Origin of the sequence: Staphylococcus saccharolyticus (genome assembly GCF_900458815.1) — a bacterium.
Taxonomy (GTDB): Bacteria; Bacillota; Bacilli; order Staphylococcales; family Staphylococcaceae; genus Staphylococcus; species Staphylococcus saccharolyticus.
The window spans coordinates 1234850-1254655 of the sequence record NZ_UHDZ01000001.1; the positions used below are offsets into that span (position 1 = coordinate 1234850).

Consider the following 19806-nt stretch of genomic DNA (forward strand, 5'->3'; position numbering starts at 1 on the left):
ACCTCCTACGTTAGCATATGTAGGAGGTGAATTTTTATGAAAATGTTGTTTGAACAAATTATAAATCATGCTATTCATAATGATGCTAGCGATGTTCATTTTATACCAAGCGAAGCGCATACACTAATTAAATTAAGGGTTAACGATCAACTAATTATGTATGATACTCTGTCTCATCATATTTATAAAAATTATTAATTTATATGAAATTTCAGGCGGGCCTAGATGTATCAACGCAGCAATTATCGCAAAGTGAGAGATACACTTATAAATTACAAAGTATTTATTATTTACTAATCTCAACACTCCCTTTATCTTTAGGCAATGAAAGTTGTGTTATACGTATCGTCCCACGGTATTTTCGTAAAAAAAAGAGAATCTTACGAATTTGAGGATTTTAGACATTTAATGAATAAAAAACAAGGATTATTGTTACTTAGTGGTCCAACCGGTTCAGGTAAGAGTACTTTAATGTATCAAATGGTTATGCATGCACATCAACAACTAAATTTGAATGTTATTTCTGTAGAAGACCCGGTGGAACAATTACTTGATGGAATAACTCAAATCTCACTTAACGAAAAAGCCGGAATTAACTATGAAAGCTCTTTCAAAGCTATATTGAGATGCGATCCAGATGTAATACTAATTGGAGAAATACGAGATGCTGAGGTGGCTAAATACGTTATACAGGCTAGTTTGAGTGGACACTTAGTTTTAACAACGCTACATGCAAATGACTGTAAAGGGGCATTATTAAGGTTATTAGAAATGGGTATATCCATTCAGGAATTATGTCAATCTATAAATTTAATTTCAAATCAAAGATTAATTACAACGAATTTAAATTCACGTCAACTTGTAGCGAGTTAAAGTATCAACATCAAATTTCATACTTTTTTTGAACATAATCAGTGTATGCCAAAGACTTTTACTAGATTATCAACACATTTAAACAATATGTCTAAAGTGGGGATTATATGTGAAGAAGTTGTCAATAAGTATATTTAAATATAAAAAAAGAAATCTATCAGTAATTCAATCTACTGAATTACTTCAAAGACTATACCAATTGTTAAATCATGGCTTTACATTATTTGAAAGCTTTAGGTTCTTAAATCACCATTTTGACTATAAAGACAAAACTTTAAGTCACTCAATCATTCATTCCATACAAACTGGTTCAACGTGTTATGATATTTTAAAACTGATTGGTTATCCTGACATTATACTAATTCAAATTAAATTTGCAAAGAATTATGGAAGTTTAGAGAAAGCATTAATAGATTCAATCCATTATATGGAAAGGAACATAAAAGCAAAAAAGCAACTCATTAAAACCTTACAGTATTCAATAGTACTAATAAGTATATTTATGATCATTCTCATTGTCTTAAATATGACTGTTATACCTCAATTTCAACAGCTATACTCAACTATGAATGTAGAATTATCTATATTCCAAAATATTTTAACTACTCTAATTACTCAACTCCCTAAAACCCTTGGAATAATTTCACTTATTCTCATTATAGGCATTTTCATTTTATTAAGATATTTTAGAAAACTATCAATTAAAAAACAGATATACTATATTCTTAAAGTCCCAATTCTTCAATCTTATGACAAAATTTTAAGAACATATCAATTTTCTAACGAACTCTCTCTTTTCTATAAAAATAGTATTAGTCTTCAGCAAATCGTAAATATTTATAAAAGTGAACAAAATAATGCCTTCTTTAAATTTTTAGGTAATTATCTTCACGATGAAACAAACAAAGGTATCCCTCTACCTATCATATTAAAACAATTACAATGCTTCCAATACGACATGGTTAAATTTATGCAACAAGGTGAAAAAAGTGGAAAACTAGATATTGAATTGAAATTATACAGCCAAATGTTATTACAACAATTTGAAGATAAAGTTATAAAACATACTAAGTTTATTCAACCTATTATATTTTTCATATTAGGGTTATTTATCGTTTCATTATATTTAGTAATAATGCTTCCTATGTTCGAACTTATGCAAACAATAAAATAAAAGAGGAGATTTAAATGAAACTATTATAAAAATTTAAAGAATCAAAAGCATTCACCTTGATAGAAATGTTATTAGTACTACTCATTATTAGCTTATTATTAATCCTAATCATTCCAAACATTGCAAAGCAAACTGTTCATATACAAAGTACCGGATGTGATGCCTAAGTTAAAATGGTAAATAGTCAAATTGAAGCTTATACTTTAAAGTACAATCGCAACCCAACTAATATCAATGATTTAGTCTCAGAGGGGTTTATAAAAGAAGGTCAAAAAACATGTAGGACAGGCTAAACTATTAGTATTGCTAATGATGAAGCAATTGCAAATTAGCAAAGCTAAAGCATTTACCTTAATAGAGATGTTATCAATATTGTTGATTATTAGTTGCCTAATATTAACTACCCTTTGGTCACGAAGTTTACTAAACATAAAAACTTTAAACGAAGAGTATAAAATTGAACAATTAATCACAAAATTCAATTATTTCAAATCAAAAGCTATTAGTAATGAAAGTTCAATTACTTTATTATTTTTCAATAATACAGGAAGAGTACAAGTAGTAGAAGAAAAAGGTAATAAATATAGATTCAATATCAAAGGTGGTAAAGTGATTAATATTGCTAAACTTAATACTATTAATTTCGATAAATATGGAAATATTAGCAATTTTGGCTCTCTAATGAAAGAACATATTTATAAAATAATTTTCCATATTGAAAAAGGGCGAATAAGATATGTCAAAATTTAAACTTAAGAGCTCGCTTTTATCGGACTCATTTTAGCCTTTTTCTTAGTAAGTATCATCACATTAATTTTTATCCCCATGCTTTCATCTCTAAAAAGTCAGTATAAAGAAAACTTAAAATCCATAGAGATCAAAAGAGTTATTATTTCAAGTATACAACACCTAAATAAAAACGAACTTAACCAAGGAGTTGTTATAGATAAATACGAAATTCAATTATTTAAAGATAAAATATGCGGTAAAGAAACTGAATTTAAAGTTGAAACATGTATCTTTATCTAAGCTTAAAGCATTCTCTTTTATTGAACTGTTATTTATACTTCCACTAACAATTTTAGTACTTATGTTATTACCTTCAATGATACGTCTAACCTCTTATTATCTAATTAACGCAAAAAATAATGATGATATCAACTTTGAATTTTTTAGTCGAGATATTCTTTACGACACTGAAAAATTGAAGTATAAACTCCAGATTGAAAATTCTCACACAATTAAGTTAAGTAATAACAATGATGTTATAAGATATGTTTTAATAGAAACAAAATCTATAAAAACATTAATCAAAAAGGTAATATTACATTATTAAATAATGTAGTTTCAACTCAAATATTAAAAACGAACAATAAATATATATAAATAAAAATTAAGTTAGGATAACCGAACTATACTCAAGAGAAGATACTACTTTTATAACCAAAAAGCGTTTATTAGTTTATTTTTAGTGGTAATTTTTTCATTTTATTTATCAATTATATCTTTTTATATCTATCAATATAGTTTAAAATTAAAGACAATACATAACTTAGATGTTTACTACAATAAAATTATCGTTAAAAAGTTAAAAGAGGTAAATTAAATTGAGAAATGCGCAATTACCCATCATATTCATAGGCTTTATGGGTACTGGTAAAACTACAGTTGGACAATATCTATCTGACCTTCAAAATTTAAGTTATGTCGATTTAGATGAGTATATAGAGGTAAATGAATGTAAATCTATTCCCGAAATATTTAGCAATAAAGGGGAACATGGATTTAGATATTTAGAATCCAAATACTTAACTGAATGTTTTGATTCTTTTGATGTTATTTCAACGGGTGGTGGTATCATTGAAAATTCTGCATCGCTAGAATTACTCAAACGACAAAACTATGTAATTTGGCTTGATTGTGATATCGACATTATTTATCGACGTATTGTTAATGACCCACATAGGCCTAACGCTATGAACAAGACACTTGAACAGCTAAAAGCATTGTATTCGTCAAGAATTTCAAGATATAATGAAATCGCATTCATGAAAGTGAATAGTGCACTTACTGTTTCTGAGATTTATCAAGAAATAATAAATGAATTATCTAGCGATTGATCAGTATTAGAGAGAATAGAGATGAAATTTAGAATTGACTTAAATTTCACTTTATCGCCGAAGGTGCAAGTTATTTAACGAAACTCTCAGGCAAAAGGATAATACTGTAACGCGTTCCTGGAAGAGGTTTTTAAACAGGGTAGCTTTATGCTATCCTGTTTTTTAATACAATTAGGGGGTTAAAAAATGACAAGAGAATTAAGAAAAACACCTTTATACCAAAACTATATTGATTGTGGTGCTAAAATTATTGAATTTGGTGGTTGGGCCATGCCCGTTCAATTTTCAAGTATTAAAGAAGAACATAATGCAGTTAGATACGGAATTGGTCTTTTCGATGTAAGTCACATGGGGGAAATAGAGATAAAAGGTAATGAAGCTGATGAATTTGTGCAATTCATTCTATCCAATGATGCAAATAACCTTACATCATCTAAAGCCATTTATAGCGCAATGTGTAATGAAGAGGGTGGCGTGATTGATGATTTAGTCACATACAAAATAGATGACAATCAGTATTTGCTCATTGTCAACGCAGCAAATACCAATAAAGACTTTAAATGGATGACTAAACAAAGCGCAAAATTTAACGTCATTATAAATGATGTATCAGCAAAATATGGACAATTAGCAATTCAAGGACCAAAAGCAAGAGACTTAATAAATAAGCTCGTCAATATTGACGTAAATAAAATGAAAGTGTTTGAGTTTAAAAAAGATATAAAATTATTCGACAAGACCATTATTTTATCTCAATCCGGATATACAGGTGAAGATGGTTTTGAAGTTTATTGTCAAGCTGATGATACCCGACATATATGGAATCACTTACTCGAATACAATGTGACACCTTGTGGATTAGGAGCTCGTGACACACTTAGACTTGAAGCTGGATTACCTTTACATGGTCAAGATTTAACTGAATCAATCACTCCTTATGAAGGAGGTATTGCATTTGCTGCCAAACCTTTAATAGACCAAGATTTCATCGGTAAATCAGTATTAAAGGCCCAAAAAGAGAAAGGTGCACACTTAAGAACTGTAGGACTCGAATTATTAGAAAAAGGTATCGCTAGAACAAGCTATAAAGTACTTGATAAAGCAGGCAATCATATAGGAGAAGTTACATCTGGCACTCAGTCACCTTCATCTGGTAAATCAATTGCACTAGCTATTATAGATAGAAACGCCTTTGAGATGGGAAAAGAAGTCATCGTACAAATCAGAAAGCGACAAGTTAAGGCTAATATTGTTAAGAAAAGTCAAATTACAAAATAAATACAAGAGGTGCATATTGTGAGTCATCGTTATATACCATTAACAGAACAAGATAAAGAAGAAATGCTAGAAACTATTGGGGCCAATTCAATTTCTGAATTATTTGGCGATGTCCCTGTAAGCATTTTATTAGATAGAAATTTAAATATTGCAGATGGTGAAGCAGAAACACCTTTATTCAGAAGACTTAATCTGCTTGCAAATAAAAATATTACTAAGGCTACCCATTCATCTTTTCTAGGTGCAGGTGTCTATGATCATTATACTCCTGCAATTGTAGATGCAATGATTTCAAGATCAGAGTTTTATACTGCTTACACTCCATACCAACCAGAGATATCACAAGGCGAATTACAAGCAATATTTGAATTTCAAACACTTATTTGCGAACTAGCAGACATGGATGTTGCTAATTCATCAATGTATGACGGTATGACTAGTTTTGCTGAAGCATGTATTCTATCACTTAGTCATACAAAAAAGAAAAAAATAGTGGTATCTAGAGCTATTCACTACCAAGCATTACAAGTACTACGCACTTATACTAAAACTCGCGAAGAGTTTGAAATTGTAGAAGTAGAACTTAACGGAACCATTACCGATCTAAATAAACTTGAACAAGTTATCGACGATGATACAGCTGCTGTAGCTATTCAATATCCAAATTTTTATGGTTCTATTGAAGACTTAGAAGAAATCAACAACTTTATTAAAGAAAGAAAAGCATTATTTATTGTTTATGCGAATCCACTTGCTCTAGGATTACTAACACCACCTGGAACATTTGGTGCGGATATCGTAGTAGGAGATACCCAACCTTTTGGAATACCTACACAATTTGGCGGACCTCATTGTGGATATTTTGCTACTACTAAAAAATTAATGCGAAAGATACCAGGTCGTTTGGTAGGTCAAACTCAAGATGAAGATGGTAATCGAGGTTTTGTACTTACACTTCAAGCCAGAGAACAACATATTAGAAGAGATAAAGCTACATCTAATATTTGTTCTAACCAAGCATTAAATGCGCTAGCTTCATCTATAGCTATGTCTACATTAGGTAAACAAGGAATTTATGAAATTGCTGTACAAAATTTTAAAAATGCTAACTACGCTAAAAATAAATTCAAAGAGCAAGGTTTTAAAATCATAGATGGTACATCTTTTAATGAATTTGTCATAAAATTTAATCAACCTATTAAAGAGATTAATCTTAAACTTGCTGATGAAGGTATTATAGGAGGATTCGATTTAAGTAAAGTCTCAAAGGACTTCAACAATCATATGTTAATTGCTGTTACAGAACTAAGAACTAAAGATGAAATTGACACATTTGTTGAGAAAGCTGGTGAGTTACATGGTTAGTAAATCAAGTCCATTAATCTTTGAAAGATCGAAAAAAGGAAGATATGCTTATTCATTACCTCAAAATGAAATAATAGATATTTCGATTTCTTCTTTATTGGATGAAAAGTTTATACGAAAAGATAAAGCAGAGTTTCCTGAAGTTGCAGAATTAGACTTAATACGTCATTACACAGAACTATCTAATAAGAATTTCGGGGTAGATACAGGATTTTATCCATTAGGCTCATGTACTATGAAATATAATCCTAAAATAAATGAGAGAGTTGCTAGAATACCTGGATTTACAGAATCTCACCCTTTACAAGAGGAAGAACATGTACAAGGTTCTCTGGAAATTATATATAGTTTGCAAGAAGAACTAAAAGAAATTACAGGTATGGATGAAGTTACGTTACAACCTGCTGCTGGTGCTCATGGTGAATGGACTGCTTTAATGATTTTCAAAGCATATCACGAAAAAAGTGGTCAAGGACATAGAAATGAAGTTATAGTACCTGATTCGGCTCATGGTACCAATCCTGCTTCTGCATCATTTGCTGGATTTAAATCGGTAACAGTTAAATCCAATGAACTTGGTGAAGTGGACATAGATGACTTAAAACGAGTGGTAAACGAAAATACTGCTGCAATAATGCTTACAAATCCAAATACATTAGGAATATTTGAAAAAAACATTTTAGAAATTAGACAAATTGTACATGAAGCAGGCGGATTATTATATTACGATGGCGCGAATTTAAATGCCATTTTAAATAAAGTACGTCCAGGAGATATGGGATTTGATGCAGTTCATCTTAATTTACACAAAACATTCACAGGACCTCATGGTGGTGGCGGTCCAGGTTCAGGACCTGTAGGAGTTGTTAAAGAATTAGCCAGTTATTTACCTAAACCAATGGTGATTAAAGATGAAGATTTATATAAATATGACAATAATATTGAAATTTCTATCGGTAGAGTAAAACCATTTTATGGTAATTTTGGTATATACTTACGAGCCTATACTTATATAAGAACAATGGGAGCTAAAGGACTCAAAGAAGTATCTGAAACCGCTGTTCTTAATGCAAATTACATTAAAGCACGTCTTAAGGAACACTTTGAAGTCCCATACGAGCAATATTGTAAACATGAATTTGTATTAAGTGGTAGCAAACAAAAACAATATGGTGTACGTACTTTAGACATGGCTAAGCGTCTTTTAGATTTTGGCGTACATCCACCTACAATTTATTTTCCACTGAACGTTGAAGAAGGGATGATGATTGAACCCACTGAAACTGAATCTAAAGAGACTTTAGATTATTTTATTAACGCGCTCATCCAAATTTCAGAAGAAGCTAGAGAAAACCCAGATATTGTTTTGGAAGCCCCTCATACAACTATTATCAATCGATTAGATGAAACAACAGCAGCACGTAAACCTATTCTGAAATTTGAAGAACTTAAAAAAGAAAAGACTATTGAATATTAAAAAGCTTCTAATATACTAAACTTTATCCGTAGACCACTTATAAAATTTATTGATTACACACGAGCCTGGGACATCCGTCTCAGGTATTTTTTGTATTGGAAGTCAGTGACTGAATTATAACTGTGCCTATATCAAATTTTTAAACTATAGACCAGGAACGAAACATAGAGAATTTCACTTTTAAATTCTACAGACATTGCAAGTTGTGGTTCGGGGGTGGAACAATAAATTCAATATAAATTCTGTCCCACTCTCATGTTTCTAGTTTAGAAATGAAAAAACCTTCAAACAAAATTAATTTCAATCTTGTTTGAAGGTCAATAAAGCCTAAAAGTTTATGTTATCGTAAAATTATTTTTTCGATTTAATTTTACCTGTCCATTTTTTATATCCACCTTTAAGCATAAAAATATCTTTATATCCATTTTTTCTTAATATACGAGCAGCGCGATAACTGGCAATACCATTTGCATCACATAAATATATAGGTTGATCTTTTCTTAAACCTTGATAACGTTGTTTAAAGACAGTAATAGGAATGTTACGTGCACCATTTATATGTCCATAATCATAATCAACTTTTTCCCTCACATCAATAACTTGAGCTTTTCTCAAACCATTATGGAAATCGTTTTGATCTAATTCATTAACAGCTCGTTTATTAAGAATTTGTTGGATAATCATATATGCAATGATAATAATTGCAATGTACAAAGAGATACTCATCTTGCATCCTCCCTAATTTACCGATATTATAATTATAAGACTGTTAGTACAATTTATCAAAATATTTTTACGGGTTAGTTTATGTTTTTATCATATAATCTTAATAATACATAGATATATTTAATAATTTAATATTGAAACATTTTTAAGGGGTTTATTTATGACTGAAACTTGGAATTTTATTAATACAGGAAGTCAAAATCCATACTATAATATGGCTATGGACGAAGCATTACTCAATTTTGTATCAAGAGGGGAAATTGATCCAGTTATTAGATTTTATACATGGAATCCTGCGACACTTTCAATTGGATATTTTCAACGTTTAAAAAAAGAAATTGATATTGATAAAGTAGCTGAAAAAGGTTTTGGTATAGTAAGACGTCAAACAGGTGGCAGAGGAGTGTTACACGATAAAGAATTGACCTACAGTGTGATTGTGCCGGAATCACATCCAAATATGCCTACAACAGTTACAGAAGCTTATAAAGTTATTTCACAAGGATTATTAGAAGGATTTAAAAATTTAGGTTTTGAAACCTATTTCGCTGTTCCTCGTTCTAAAGAGGAGAGAGAAAAACTAAAACAACCTAGAAGTTCAGTATGTTTTGATGCACCAAGTTGGTATGAACTTGTTGTAGAAGGTAGAAAAATAGCAGGTAGTGCTCAGACACGACAAAAAGGGGTAATCTTACAACACGGTTCAATACTACAAGATATAGATATCAATGAACTATTTGACATGTTTATCTTTAAAAATAATCGGCTCAAAGCGAAAATGAAAGAGGCTTTTGTTGAAAAAGCAGTAGCTATCAATGATATTTCAGATACTCATATCACAATAGAGGAAATGAAAGTTGCTTTTGAAAAAGGATTTAAAACTGGATTAAATATAGAATTAAAACCACTTCAACTCAATGATTTACAACATAAAGAAATAAAAGAACTAGAACATAAATATCGTTCTGATGAATGGATGTATCGCAAATAATTAAACCCTTGAGATGTTTAATAATCATTATCATCTCAAGGGTTTAATTATATTAATGTCTTCTATTCTTTCTTTTATATTTACGTACAGCTTTTTTATAATTTCTTTGATCTTCGGTTAGAAATAAGAAATAATAAATGAAGTAAATAATTAAAGCAATGACTACAAAACTAATTAAAGTTTTAACAATCGAAAATAGAAATACATCTAAATTCATAATTAAGCCAAATGCTGCTATGACTATGATGATGTAAAAGAAGATGTTACGCATCTTAAAACTCCTATTAACTTATATTTGAACTTACAGTTGTTAATTCCTGTTGACCTTTTTTAATTTGTTTATTGTCTTTAGATTGATAACCGTTTTTAATTTTATCTAACGCACTAGATAAGTCTTTATTGAACTTACGAATTTCTTTAAACTTTTGTTTATTATCATCTGATTTAGAGTCGCTCTCTACAGAACTTTTATAATTTGTATAAGCTTTATCAATATCATTGGATATGGTATCAAGTTTATTTTGAATATCCTTTTTACCTTTATTTTTATTTACATCAGTCTCTATTTTTTTATAATCTCCAATTGTTTTCGCTATACTGTCATAATAATCAGATGATGCTTTTAAATTTTTAATTTTTAACTTATTTGAAGATGTTTGTTTACTGTTTTCTTTATCTTGTTTTAATCCAGCAATTTTAGATTTTTGGTTACTTATATCTTGATTAAGTTGCTGTATATCTAATTTTAGTTGGTGATTATCGTCTCGCAATTGAGTAGTTTTATCTTCTAAAGGCCCCAAATTTTGACTTCCACAACCAGCTAGCAAACAAGATGTTCCAAGTACTAATATTAACTTTTTCATTGTCTTCTCCCTAAACCAAAAACTATTATTATCATTATTAATTATGCTATCATTTTAATGTATAAAATTAAAATGTACAAACGTTAGCATAGGAGTGAAAGATATGAATAAATTAGAACAAGTACATAACATATTAAATCATAAACGTTTGGATGCCGTTATCGTCTTATCTGATTACAATAGACAATACCTTTCAGGATTTACCGGTACGAGTGGTGCTTTAATCATAACACCTCAAAAAAATTATCTCGTTACTGATTTCAGATATATTAAACAAGCCACAAATCAAGCAAAAGGCTTTGAAATTATTAACTGTAAAAATGGCTTAATCCCTGGAATAAAAGAACTTCTTGAAAAAGAAAATCTAATAAACATTGGTTTTGAGGGACATCAAATCAGTTATGATACGTACGTAGAATTGAATAAAGGTATGATTACTTTAATTAGTATTTCTGATACGATTGATCAAATTAGAAAAGTTAAAGATAGCGGTGAAATTAAGTTAATTCAACAAGCAGCTGACATTGTCGATAAAACTTATGAATATATTTTAACTGTAGTTAAAGCGGGTATGAGTGAAAGAAAAATTAAAGCATTACTTGAAAGTAAAATGCTAGAATTAGGTGCAGATGGTCCATCATTCGATACAATAGTAGCATCAGGTCATAGAGGTGCCTTACCTCATGGTGTGGCAAGTGATAAGATTATCGAAAAAGGAGATATGATTACACTTGATTTTGGTGCATATTATAAAGGTTATTGTTCAGACATTACCCGTACATTTGCAATCGGTGAGCCAGATCCTAAATTAAAAGAAATATATAACATTGTTTTATCATCACAATTAAAAGCAATCAATGAAATCAAGCCAGGCATGACCGTAAAAGAAGCTGATGCACTAGCACGTGATTATATTAAATCGCATGGTTATGGTAAAGAATTTGGTCATTCTCTCGGACATGGTATTGGTTTAGATATTCATGAAGGTCCATTACTATCAAAAAGTAGTACTGGCAAATTAGAAAAGAACAACTGTGTCACAATAGAACCTGGTATTTATATAGATGGACTTGGTGGCGTTAGAATTGAAGATGATATTTTAATTACAGAAAATGGTTGTGATGTCTTTACTAAATGCACAAAAGACCTTATTATTTTATAGTAAGCGCGTATAATTGAGGAGGAGACTGAATGATTTCAGTAAATGATTTTAAAACAGGCTTGACAATTTCTGTAGATAATGGAATTTGGAAAGTTATTGATTTCCAACATGTAAAACCAGGAAAAGGTTCTGCATTTGTTCGTTCTAAATTACGTAATTTAAGAACTGGTGCTATCCAAGAAAAAACATTCAGAGCTGGCGAAAAGGTTGAGCAAGCAATGATTGAAAATCGTCGCATGCAATACTTATATTCAGATGGCGATAATCATATTTTCATGGATAATGAAACATTCGATCAAATCGAATTACCAGGTGATTACCTTAAAGATGAATTAAATTATTTAAAAGCCAACATGGAAGTTCAAGTTCAATCATACGAAAGCGAAATTATTGGAGTTGAATTACCTAAAACTGTTGAACTAGAAGTCACTGAAACTGAACCTGGTATTAAAGGTGATACAGCTACAGGTGCAACAAAATCAGCTACAGTTGAAACTGGATACACTTTAAATGTGCCATTATTTGTCAATAAAAGCGACATCCTAGTCATCAATACTAGTGATGGAAGTTACATTTCTAGAGGTTAATCAACTAGTATTTACTTTGTCATACTTTCAAATTATATATCTTCTAAGATGTTATAATTTGAAGGTATTTTTTTAAATGTATAAAGGTTCAATCAACTGTTGTAAATACTATAAAAAATGTATATAATTATATAATAATACAATAAGAGGTGTAATTATGCATATATCAATAGTTGATATCACGGGTTATACAGGCTTAGAATTATTACTCTTAGCACTGAATCATCCACGTTTAAGCGTCTCATCAATACATGCCACAAAAGATATTAGAACAGCAATTTCTGATATTTATCCTCATCTAAAGGGGGTTTGTGATTTAAAAATAAGAGCTTTTGATAGTAAATATATAATGAAACATTCTGATATCGTATTTTTTGCCACACCTAGTGGTATTGCAAAAGATTTAACGACCGATTTTGTTAAAACTCAATTTCTAGTTATAGATTTATCTGGTGATCACCGTTTAAATCCACAAATATATCAAAAATGGTATAAAAAGCCACCGGTATCTAAAAAAATTCAAAGCCAATTTAAATATTAATGTCAAAGAACACCGATTTATTGCCAATCCAGGATGTTATGCAACAGCAACTGAATTAGCTCTTGTCCCACTGATTAAAAGAAGATTAATTGATCTCAATTCGATAATTATAGATGCCAAAAGTGGACTTACTGGAGCTGGTAAAACACTCAATCATAGTTCTCATTATGTTAATGTCAACAACAATTACTTTACTTATAAATTGAATCACCATCAACATATTCCAGAAATAGTGCAATTTAAAAAGTTCGACCACAATTTACAGAATATTCAGTTTTCTACATCGCTGATCCCCGTTAATCGAGGTATCGTTGCTACAATATATTGTAAACTTAATAATAATACGCTTATCGATAATGTCATTGACGCATACAAAGAAAGTTATACAAGTAAACCCTTCATAAGAGTTAAAAATAAATTACCACAACTAAACGAAGTCATTGGAACGAACTATACCGATATTGGGTTTGACTATAATCAAGAAACAAATATTTTAACCATTTGTGCAGTCATAGATAATTTGATAAAAGGTGCTGCAGGGCAAGCAATACAAAATATGAATTTAATGTTCGGCTTTAATGAAACAGACGGATTAATACTATCACCACTATATATAGTATGGAGGTATGTCTATGGAAGAAATTAACGGAAATATTGCTAGTCCATTAGGTTTTTCGGCTGATGGATTACATGCAGGATTTAAAAGAAAAAAGTTAAATTTTGGTTGGATAGTTTTAGAAGTTCCAGCAAGTGTCGCTGGCATCTTCACAACTAATAAGATTATCGCTGCTCCATTAGTGTTAACAAAACAATGTATAAATAAAGAAAATAAAATACAAGCTATTGTAGTTAATTCAGGTGTAGCTAATTCATGTACAGGTGAACAAGGTCATAAAGATGCTTTTAGAATGCAACAACTTGCAGCAGATAAGTTACATATTAAACAACAGCTAGTGGAGGTCGCTTCAACAGGAGTTATAGGGAAGCCTATGCCCATGTCAATTTTGGAAGAAGCAATATCCAAAATTGTTGTAAATGGTAATGCAGATGATTTTGCAAAAGCAATACTCACAACTGATAAAGATACAAAAACTTGTGTGGTCACTGAACATTTCAATAGAGATTTAGTCACAATGGCAGGTGTAGCCAAAGGATCAGGTATGATACATCCTAACATGGCGACTATGCTTTCTTTTATTACTTGTGACGCAAATATAAATTCCAAAACATTAAAACATGCACTGAACGAAGTTGTCGATGTAACATTTAATCAAATTACTATAGATGGGGATACTTCTACAAACGACATGGTAGTCATTATGTCAAATGGATGTACTAATAACAAAGAGATTATACACAATAGTGATGATTACGAAAAGTTCAAACGAATGTTAGAGCATGTGATGAAAGATTTAGCTAAAAAAATTGCTAAAGATGGTGAAGGTGCTACTAAATTGATTGAAGTCAGTGTTGAGGGAGCACGCAATTCTAGTGCAGCCAAAATGATAGCTAAAAGTATTGTAGGTTCAAGTCTAGTTAAAACTGCTATCTTCGGAGAAGACCCTAACTGGGGTAGAATTATTGCTGCCGTAGGACATACAGACACACACTTTAACATTGATAATATTGATATTTATATAGGTCATATTCCAGTTCTCAAACCGTCCTCACCGATAGATTATGATAATGAAGAGATTCAAGATATTATGAGTAGCGGTGAAGTTAAAATACAAATACATCTACATAACAGGGACTGCAATGGTAAAGTTTGGGGATGTGATTTGTCTTATGACTACGTTAAAATTAACGCTTTGTACACAACTTAGGAGGTCAGTATGAATAACATCGTTGTAATTAAACTAGGTGGTATAGCCACTGAAAAAATTGATGAATCATTTATCAACCAACTTAAAGATTGGCAAAATAACGGTAAAAAAATAGTTATTGTACATGGTGGAGGACAAGTCATTAATAATTACTTAAAAGCAAGTAGCCATCATACTAGAAATATAAATGGTATAAGAGTTACTGCTAAAAACGATCTTCCTATCATTTATAATGTACTTGTAAACAAAGTAGGTTACCAACTCATCAATCGATTAAAGTTATCTCACTTAAAAACAAATCAGTTAAAAGATAATATGAAAGACTTAGTTACAGCAGACTTTTTAAATAAAGAATTATATGGTTTTGTAGGTGATGTCAAACAAATTAACGTTAATTTACTCCAAGACATTTTAGATTCTAAACAAATTCCAGTTATAGCTAGTTTGGGTGCAAATAATGAAGGCTGCTGGCTAAATATAAACGCTGATTAGCCACTTCTATAGCAAAAGCTTTTAATGCTAACCAACTTATTCTAATGACTGATGTAGAAGGGGTTTTAGAAAATCGTAAACTTTTAAAATCTTTAAGTATTCAACAAGCTCAAGAAAAAATTAAAAATATTATTATTACTGATGGTATGATTCCAAAATTAGAAAGTGCGGTAGAGACTATAGAATCAGGGGTAGGACGTGTTTTAATTTCTAATAATCTTATCAATGGTACTGTTATAAAAGGTGGGCAAAAATGAGTTTACTTTTTCAAAATTATAAGCGAGCAAATATTGAATTTATTAAGGCTGAAAATAATGAATTAATAGATCAAAAGGGCCGCCTATTATATAGATTTTTCATCTGGTATTGGCGTAACTAATTTAGGATTTTATTCTTCTGTACGAGAGGCAGTTAGCCAACAATTAGAGCATATTTGGCATTCACCCAATATTTACAATAGCATTCAACAAGAACAGGTTGCTGAAAAATTAATTCATAATAAAGCGTTCCGATCTTTCTTCTGTAATAGTGGAACCGAAGCAAACGAAGCTGCTATTAAACTCGCACGCAAAGCTACAAAAAAGTATGAAATCATTGCATTTAACAAATCTTTTCACGGTCGCACTTATGGTTCAATGTCAGCTACTGGTCAAGAACAGGTTAAAGCTCATTTTGGACCTGTTGTTCATGGTTTTAAATTCGCGAAATTTAATGATATCAATGACTTTAAGTCTCTAGTTACTAATCAAACTGCTGCTGTCATCTTAGAGTTAATCCAAGGTGAATCTGGTGTACAACCTGCTAATCAATCGTTCATTCATCAACTTGTAAAATATTGTAATAGCGCTGATATTTTAGTAATCATAGATGAAATTCAAACTGGAATTGGCAGAACAGGAAAACTTTTTGCTTATGAACACTACAATTTTACACCAGACATTATCACTTTAGCAAAAGGTCTAGGTAACGGTGTACCTGTTGGCGATATGTTAGGAAAAAGTATACTTAGCGAAGCCTTTGATAATGGTAGTCATGGCACAACCTTTGGTGGAAATCGATTAGCAATGGTTGCTTCTTTAGAAACGTTAGACATTATTAACAACAGACAATTTTTAGAAAATGTAATAATTAAAAGTCAATATTTCATAGATCAATTGCATAAAGCCTTTACTAAAAATAAACATGTTGTTGATATGAGAGGAATAGGTTTAATGATAGGTATTGAGACTACTAAAAACATTCATGACATTGTTGAGGCTTCAAAAGAAAAGGGATTAATCATATTAACAGCTGGAACAAATGTAATTAGACTATTGCCTCCTTTAACTATCACAAAAGCACAAATTGATAAAGGAATTAAAATTCTAAATGATATTATATAGAATTTCAAACTAATATATTCAAATTCAATCTGTTATAAATATAAGATATTAAAAAAGACTGTTAAATAGTACTTATCTATATATAAATTTTATTATAGATATCGTGAGATAAGTGCATGCATTCAGTCTTTTTTATATTAAATGACTATTTATCACCTATCTTATCTCAATTATATGTTAAATGAACATGCTTGAATTGAATCAACCACTCAAGTAAAATAGACGGGTAGATGAAAACAAACCTAAGGAGTTAGTAAGAAATGAACTTTAAAGAAATAAAAGAATTAATAGAAACTCTTGACCAATCTAACTTAACTGAAATAAATATTGAGGATAATAAAGGTAGTGTTGTTAATCTTAAAAAAGAGAAAGAAACAGAAATTATCACACCTCAAGTAACGCAACAAGCTGCACAACCTATCATGCAACCACAAACGAATGTAGAAGCTCAACCAACCACTGCACAAAAAAGCAATGAATCAGAAGAAAAAAATGATGATTATGATACGATTAATGCACCTATGGTAGGCACATTTTACAAATCACCTTCTCCCGATGAGGAAGCATATGTTCAAGTGGGGGATACTGTAACAAATGATAGTACTGTTTGTATTTTGGAAGCTATGAAATTATTTAACGAAATTCAAGCTGAAATATCTGGTGAGATTGTCGAAATTTTAGTAGAAGACGGACAAATGGTAGAGTATGGCCAACCGTTGTTTAAGGTTAAATAAATAATGAAGAAAATATTAGTAGCAAATCGTGGAGAAATAGCTGTAAGAATTATAAGAGCTGCCCACGATTTAGGTATACAAACAGTAGCAATTTATTCTGAAGGGGATAAAGATGCGTTACATACTCAAATTGCTGATGAAGCATACTGCGTCGGTCCTACTTTATCTAAAGACTCTTACTTGAATATACCTAACATTTTGTCTATTGCAACTTCTACAGGATGTGATGGCGTACATCCAGGTTATGGATTTTTAGCGGAAAATGGAGACTTCGCTGAACTATGTGAAGCATGCCAATTAAAATTTATTGGTCCAAATTATGAATCAATTCAAAAAATGGGTATTAAAGATGTTGCTAAAGCAGAAATGATTAAAGCTAATGTACCTGTTGTACCAGGAAGTGAAGGGCTGATTCAAAGTATAGATGATGCTAAGAAGGTTGCTAAAAAAATAGGTTATCCTGTCATAATCAAAGCCACAGCTGGTGGTGGTGGCAAAGGAATTAGAGTTGCACGTGATGAAAAGGAACTAGAAACTGGATACAGAATGACTCAGCAAGAAGCTGAAACTGCTTTTGGTAATGGTGGTTTATATTTAGAGAAGTTTATTGAAAACTTCAGACATATTGAAATACAAATTATTGGTGATTGCTTTGGTAACGTTATTCATTTAGGAGAGCGTGATTGTACGATACAACGAAGAATGCAGAAGTTAGTTGAGGAAGCACCTTCACCAATCCTAAATGAAGAAAAACGACAAGAAATGGGTGGTGCAGCTATTAGGGCTGCTAAAGCTGTTAACTACGAAAATGCTGGTACGATAGAATTTATTTATGATTTAGATGATGATAACTTTTATTTCATGGAAATGAATACTAGAATTCAAGTAGAGCATCCGGTAACTGAAATGGTTACTGGTGTTGACCTTGTGAAATTACAGTTAAAAGTTGCAATGAGTGAAGCCTTACCGTTTAAACAAGAAGATATTTCCATTAGGGGGCACTCCATAGAATTTCGAATTAATGCTGAAAATCCTTACAAAGATTTCATGCCATCACCTGGTAAAATCACACAATACTTAGCACCAGGTGGATTCGGGGTTAGAATTGAATCAGCATGTTATACTAATTATACAATCCCACCGTACTATGACTCCATGGTGGCTAAGCTTATAGTTCATGAACCCACTCGTGAAGAAGCAATCACGACGGGAATACGTGCTTTAAGTGAGTATCTTGTTTTAGGTATTGACACAACAATTCCTTTCCACTTAAGACTTTTAAATAACGATATATTTAGAAGTGGAGAGTTTAACACAAAATTCTTAGAAAAATATAATATATTGGATGATAATAATCAATAGGGGGTATAAGAATGGTCAATGTAGCAGATTATTCTCAATTAAATCTTGGAAAAATTGAAATTGCACCTGAAGTCTTATCTGTCATCGCAAGTATAGCGACCTCAGAAATCGAGGGTATTACAGGCCATTTTGCAGAATTAAAAAAAACAAACTTAGAAAAAATTAGCCGTAAAAACCTTAATAGAGACTTAAAGATTAAAGCTAAAGATGATGGAATATACATTGATGTATATTGTTCTTTTAAACATGGCGTTAATATTTCAAAAACTGCAAAACGTATACAGATAGCTACTTTTAATTCAATCACCACGATGACAGCAATTGAACCTAAACAAATTAACATTCATATTACGCAAATCGTTGTAGAAAAATAAATACATTTATTTTATAGGTACAATTTATAGAAGAAAGTTGTACCTATAATTATATTAATATGTTTGAAGGAGTAAAATATGAGTCGTAAAGAATCAAGAGTACAAGCTTTTCAAACTTTATTTCAACTTGAAATGAAAGATACAGATTTAACTATAAATGAAGCTATTAATTTTATTAAAGATGATTATCTTGATTTAGATTTTGATTTTGATTTTATTAGTTGGTTGGTAACAGGTGTTAAAGATCATGAAGCAATATTAGATGAAACAATAGAACCTCATTTAAAAGACTGGTCAATCCATCGACTACTTAAATCTGACCGAATTATACTTAGAATGGCAACATTCGAAGTACACCATAGTGACACGCCTAAAAAAGTAATTATTAACGAAGCAGTTGAACTTGCAAAACAATTTAGTGATGACGATCACTATAAGTTTATTAATGGTGTACTTAGTAATATTAATGATTAAAATGA

Annotated in this window: 17 protein-coding genes, 5 pseudogenes and 1 riboswitch; of the genes and pseudogenes, 19 read left to right on the forward strand and 3 right to left on the reverse strand. The window is 30.8% G+C overall.

What is annotated here, in order from left to right; genetic code table 11:
• The first annotated feature begins 36 nt into the window (after window positions 1–36).
• The 8 genes and pseudogenes from comGA to gcvPB all read left to right on the forward strand — a co-directional run bounded on the left by comGA (window position 37) and on the right by gcvPB (window position 8287).
• Window positions 37–1011 (forward strand): annotated as a pseudogene (comGA, locus tag DYE57_RS06075) (competence type IV pilus ATPase ComGA).
• The gene (comGB, locus tag DYE57_RS06080; protein ID WP_115313275.1) at window positions 983–2047 is read left to right on the forward strand and encodes a competence type IV pilus assembly protein ComGB; all 1065 of its coding nucleotides are present in this window, start codon (window positions 983–985) and stop codon (window positions 2045–2047) included. The pseudogene comGA and the gene comGB overlap by 29 nt, the downstream one beginning before the upstream one ends.
• Before the next feature lie 35 nt (window positions 2048–2082).
• Window positions 2083–2340: pseudogene (gene comGC, locus DYE57_RS06085) on the forward strand (competence type IV pilus major pilin ComGC); the annotation flags it as partial.
• 28 nt (window positions 2341–2368) lie between these two features.
• A complete protein-coding gene (comGD, locus tag DYE57_RS06090) occupies window positions 2369–2797 on the forward strand; it encodes a competence type IV pilus minor pilin ComGD (protein WP_420802096.1) in 429 nt (142 codons plus the stop codon).
• Window positions 2798–3648: 851 nt separating this feature from the next.
• Complete coding sequence (locus tag DYE57_RS06110; RefSeq protein WP_420802097.1) at window positions 3649–4167, forward strand: shikimate kinase; 519 nt, start codon at window positions 3649–3651, stop codon at window positions 4165–4167.
• A riboswitch (glycine riboswitch) is annotated at window positions 4164–4279 on the forward strand. (Overlaps the previous gene by 4 nt.)
• Before the next feature lie 74 nt (window positions 4280–4353).
• Complete coding sequence (gene gcvT, locus DYE57_RS06115; protein WP_115313279.1) at window positions 4354–5445, forward strand: glycine cleavage system aminomethyltransferase GcvT; 1092 nt, start codon at window positions 4354–4356, stop codon at window positions 5443–5445.
• 18 nt (window positions 5446–5463) lie between these two features.
• Window positions 5464–6810: an aminomethyl-transferring glycine dehydrogenase subunit GcvPA gene (gcvPA, locus tag DYE57_RS06120; protein WP_115313280.1), complete on the forward strand. Its 1347-nt coding sequence runs from the start codon at window positions 5464–5466 to the stop codon at window positions 6808–6810.
• The gene (gene gcvPB, locus DYE57_RS06125) at window positions 6803–8287 is read left to right on the forward strand and encodes an aminomethyl-transferring glycine dehydrogenase subunit GcvPB (protein ID WP_115313281.1); all 1485 of its coding nucleotides are present in this window, start codon (window positions 6803–6805) and stop codon (window positions 8285–8287) included. The genes gcvPA and gcvPB overlap by 8 nt, the downstream gene beginning before the upstream one ends.
• 351 nt (window positions 8288–8638) lie before the next feature.
• Here gcvPB and DYE57_RS06130 read toward each other — a convergent pair whose 3' ends face one another.
• The gene (locus DYE57_RS06130) at window positions 8639–9013 is read right to left on the reverse strand and encodes a rhodanese-like domain-containing protein (RefSeq protein WP_115313282.1); all 375 of its coding nucleotides are present in this window, start codon (window positions 9011–9013) and stop codon (window positions 8639–8641) included.
• Between the two features lie 160 nt (window positions 9014–9173).
• Here DYE57_RS06130 and DYE57_RS06135 point away from each other — a divergent pair, with 160 nt between their 5' ends.
• Window positions 9174–10004: a lipoate--protein ligase family protein gene (locus tag DYE57_RS06135; RefSeq protein WP_115313283.1), complete on the forward strand. Its 831-nt coding sequence runs from the start codon at window positions 9174–9176 to the stop codon at window positions 10002–10004.
• A 52-nt stretch (window positions 10005–10056) separates the two neighbouring features.
• On the opposite strand, the gene DYE57_RS06140 is transcribed toward DYE57_RS06135, so the two are convergent.
• Together DYE57_RS06140 and DYE57_RS06145 are read right to left on the reverse strand one after the other, a co-directional pair.
• Window positions 10057–10275 carry an SA1362 family protein gene (locus tag DYE57_RS06140; RefSeq protein ID WP_115313284.1) on the reverse strand — a complete coding sequence of 73 codons (219 nt, stop codon included), beginning with the start codon at window positions 10273–10275 and terminating at the stop codon, window positions 10057–10059.
• Between the two features lie 13 nt (window positions 10276–10288).
• Window positions 10289–10867, reverse strand: a complete 579-nt coding sequence (locus DYE57_RS06145) for a hypothetical protein (protein ID WP_115313285.1) — start codon at window positions 10865–10867, stop codon at window positions 10289–10291.
• Window positions 10868–10970: 103 nt separating this feature from the next.
• On the opposite strand from DYE57_RS06145, the gene DYE57_RS06150 reads away from it, so the two are divergent.
• From DYE57_RS06150 to nusB, 10 genes and pseudogenes are all read left to right on the forward strand, one after another.
• On the forward strand, window positions 10971–12029 hold the full coding sequence (locus DYE57_RS06150; protein ID WP_115313286.1) for a M24 family metallopeptidase: 1059 nt from the start codon (window positions 10971–10973) through the stop codon (window positions 12027–12029).
• Between the two features lie 29 nt (window positions 12030–12058).
• The gene (efp, locus tag DYE57_RS06155; protein ID WP_115313287.1) at window positions 12059–12616 is read left to right on the forward strand and encodes an elongation factor P; all 558 of its coding nucleotides are present in this window, start codon (window positions 12059–12061) and stop codon (window positions 12614–12616) included.
• A 157-nt stretch (window positions 12617–12773) separates the two neighbouring features.
• Window positions 12774–13803: pseudogene (gene argC / locus DYE57_RS06160) on the forward strand (N-acetyl-gamma-glutamyl-phosphate reductase).
• Window positions 13790–14983 (forward strand): bifunctional glutamate N-acetyltransferase/amino-acid acetyltransferase ArgJ, encoded by a 1194-nt coding sequence (gene argJ, locus DYE57_RS06165; protein ID WP_115313288.1) that lies wholly within the window; start codon window positions 13790–13792, stop codon window positions 14981–14983. The pseudogene argC and the gene argJ overlap by 14 nt, the downstream one beginning before the upstream one ends.
• A gap of 9 nt (window positions 14984–14992) precedes the next feature.
• Window positions 14993–15732, forward strand: a pseudogene (gene argB, locus DYE57_RS06170) (acetylglutamate kinase).
• Window positions 15729–16857: pseudogene (locus tag DYE57_RS06175) on the forward strand (acetylornithine transaminase). The pseudogenes argB and DYE57_RS06175 overlap by 4 nt, the downstream one beginning before the upstream one ends.
• Before the next feature lie 260 nt (window positions 16858–17117).
• Complete coding sequence (gene accB / locus DYE57_RS06180) at window positions 17118–17591, forward strand: acetyl-CoA carboxylase biotin carboxyl carrier protein (protein ID WP_115313289.1); 474 nt, start codon at window positions 17118–17120, stop codon at window positions 17589–17591.
• Window positions 17592–17594: 3 nt separating this feature from the next.
• Window positions 17595–18953: an acetyl-CoA carboxylase biotin carboxylase subunit gene (gene accC, locus DYE57_RS06185; RefSeq protein ID WP_115313290.1), complete on the forward strand. Its 1359-nt coding sequence runs from the start codon at window positions 17595–17597 to the stop codon at window positions 18951–18953.
• Window positions 18954–18964: 11 nt separating this feature from the next.
• On the forward strand, window positions 18965–19327 hold the full coding sequence (locus DYE57_RS06190) for an Asp23/Gls24 family envelope stress response protein (RefSeq protein ID WP_115313291.1): 363 nt from the start codon (window positions 18965–18967) through the stop codon (window positions 19325–19327).
• A gap of 78 nt (window positions 19328–19405) precedes the next feature.
• The gene (nusB, locus tag DYE57_RS06195) at window positions 19406–19801 is read left to right on the forward strand and encodes a transcription antitermination factor NusB (RefSeq protein WP_115313292.1); all 396 of its coding nucleotides are present in this window, start codon (window positions 19406–19408) and stop codon (window positions 19799–19801) included.
• Window positions 19802–19806 lie beyond the last annotated feature (5 nt).

What these genes read in the sequence shown, in the direction of transcription:
- gcvT (WP_115313279.1), top strand. Translation starts at nt 4,354, where the DNA reads ATGACAAGAGAATTAAGAAAAACACCTTTATACCAAAACTATATTGAT.
- gcvPB (WP_115313281.1), top strand. Translation starts at nt 6,803, where the DNA reads ATGGTTAGTAAATCAAGTCCATTAATCTTTGAAAGATCGAAAAAAGGA.
- DYE57_RS06130 (WP_115313282.1), bottom strand. Translation starts at nt 9,013, where the DNA reads ATGAGTATCTCTTTGTACATTGCAATTATTATCATTGCATATATGATT.
- DYE57_RS06135 (WP_115313283.1), top strand. Translation starts at nt 9,174, where the DNA reads ATGACTGAAACTTGGAATTTTATTAATACAGGAAGTCAAAATCCATAC.
- DYE57_RS06140 (WP_115313284.1), bottom strand. Translation starts at nt 10,275, where the DNA reads ATGCGTAACATCTTCTTTTACATCATCATAGTCATAGCAGCATTTGGC.
- DYE57_RS06145 (WP_115313285.1), bottom strand. Translation starts at nt 10,867, where the DNA reads ATGAAAAAGTTAATATTAGTACTTGGAACATCTTGTTTGCTAGCTGGT.
- DYE57_RS06150 (WP_115313286.1), top strand. Translation starts at nt 10,971, where the DNA reads ATGAATAAATTAGAACAAGTACATAACATATTAAATCATAAACGTTTG.
- efp (WP_115313287.1), top strand. Translation starts at nt 12,059, where the DNA reads ATGATTTCAGTAAATGATTTTAAAACAGGCTTGACAATTTCTGTAGAT.
- argJ (WP_115313288.1), top strand. Translation starts at nt 13,790, where the DNA reads ATGGAAGAAATTAACGGAAATATTGCTAGTCCATTAGGTTTTTCGGCT.
- accB (WP_115313289.1), top strand. Translation starts at nt 17,118, where the DNA reads ATGAACTTTAAAGAAATAAAAGAATTAATAGAAACTCTTGACCAATCT.
- accC (WP_115313290.1), top strand. Translation starts at nt 17,595, where the DNA reads ATGAAGAAAATATTAGTAGCAAATCGTGGAGAAATAGCTGTAAGAATT.
- DYE57_RS06190 (WP_115313291.1), top strand. Translation starts at nt 18,965, where the DNA reads ATGGTCAATGTAGCAGATTATTCTCAATTAAATCTTGGAAAAATTGAA.
- nusB (WP_115313292.1), top strand. Translation starts at nt 19,406, where the DNA reads ATGAGTCGTAAAGAATCAAGAGTACAAGCTTTTCAAACTTTATTTCAA.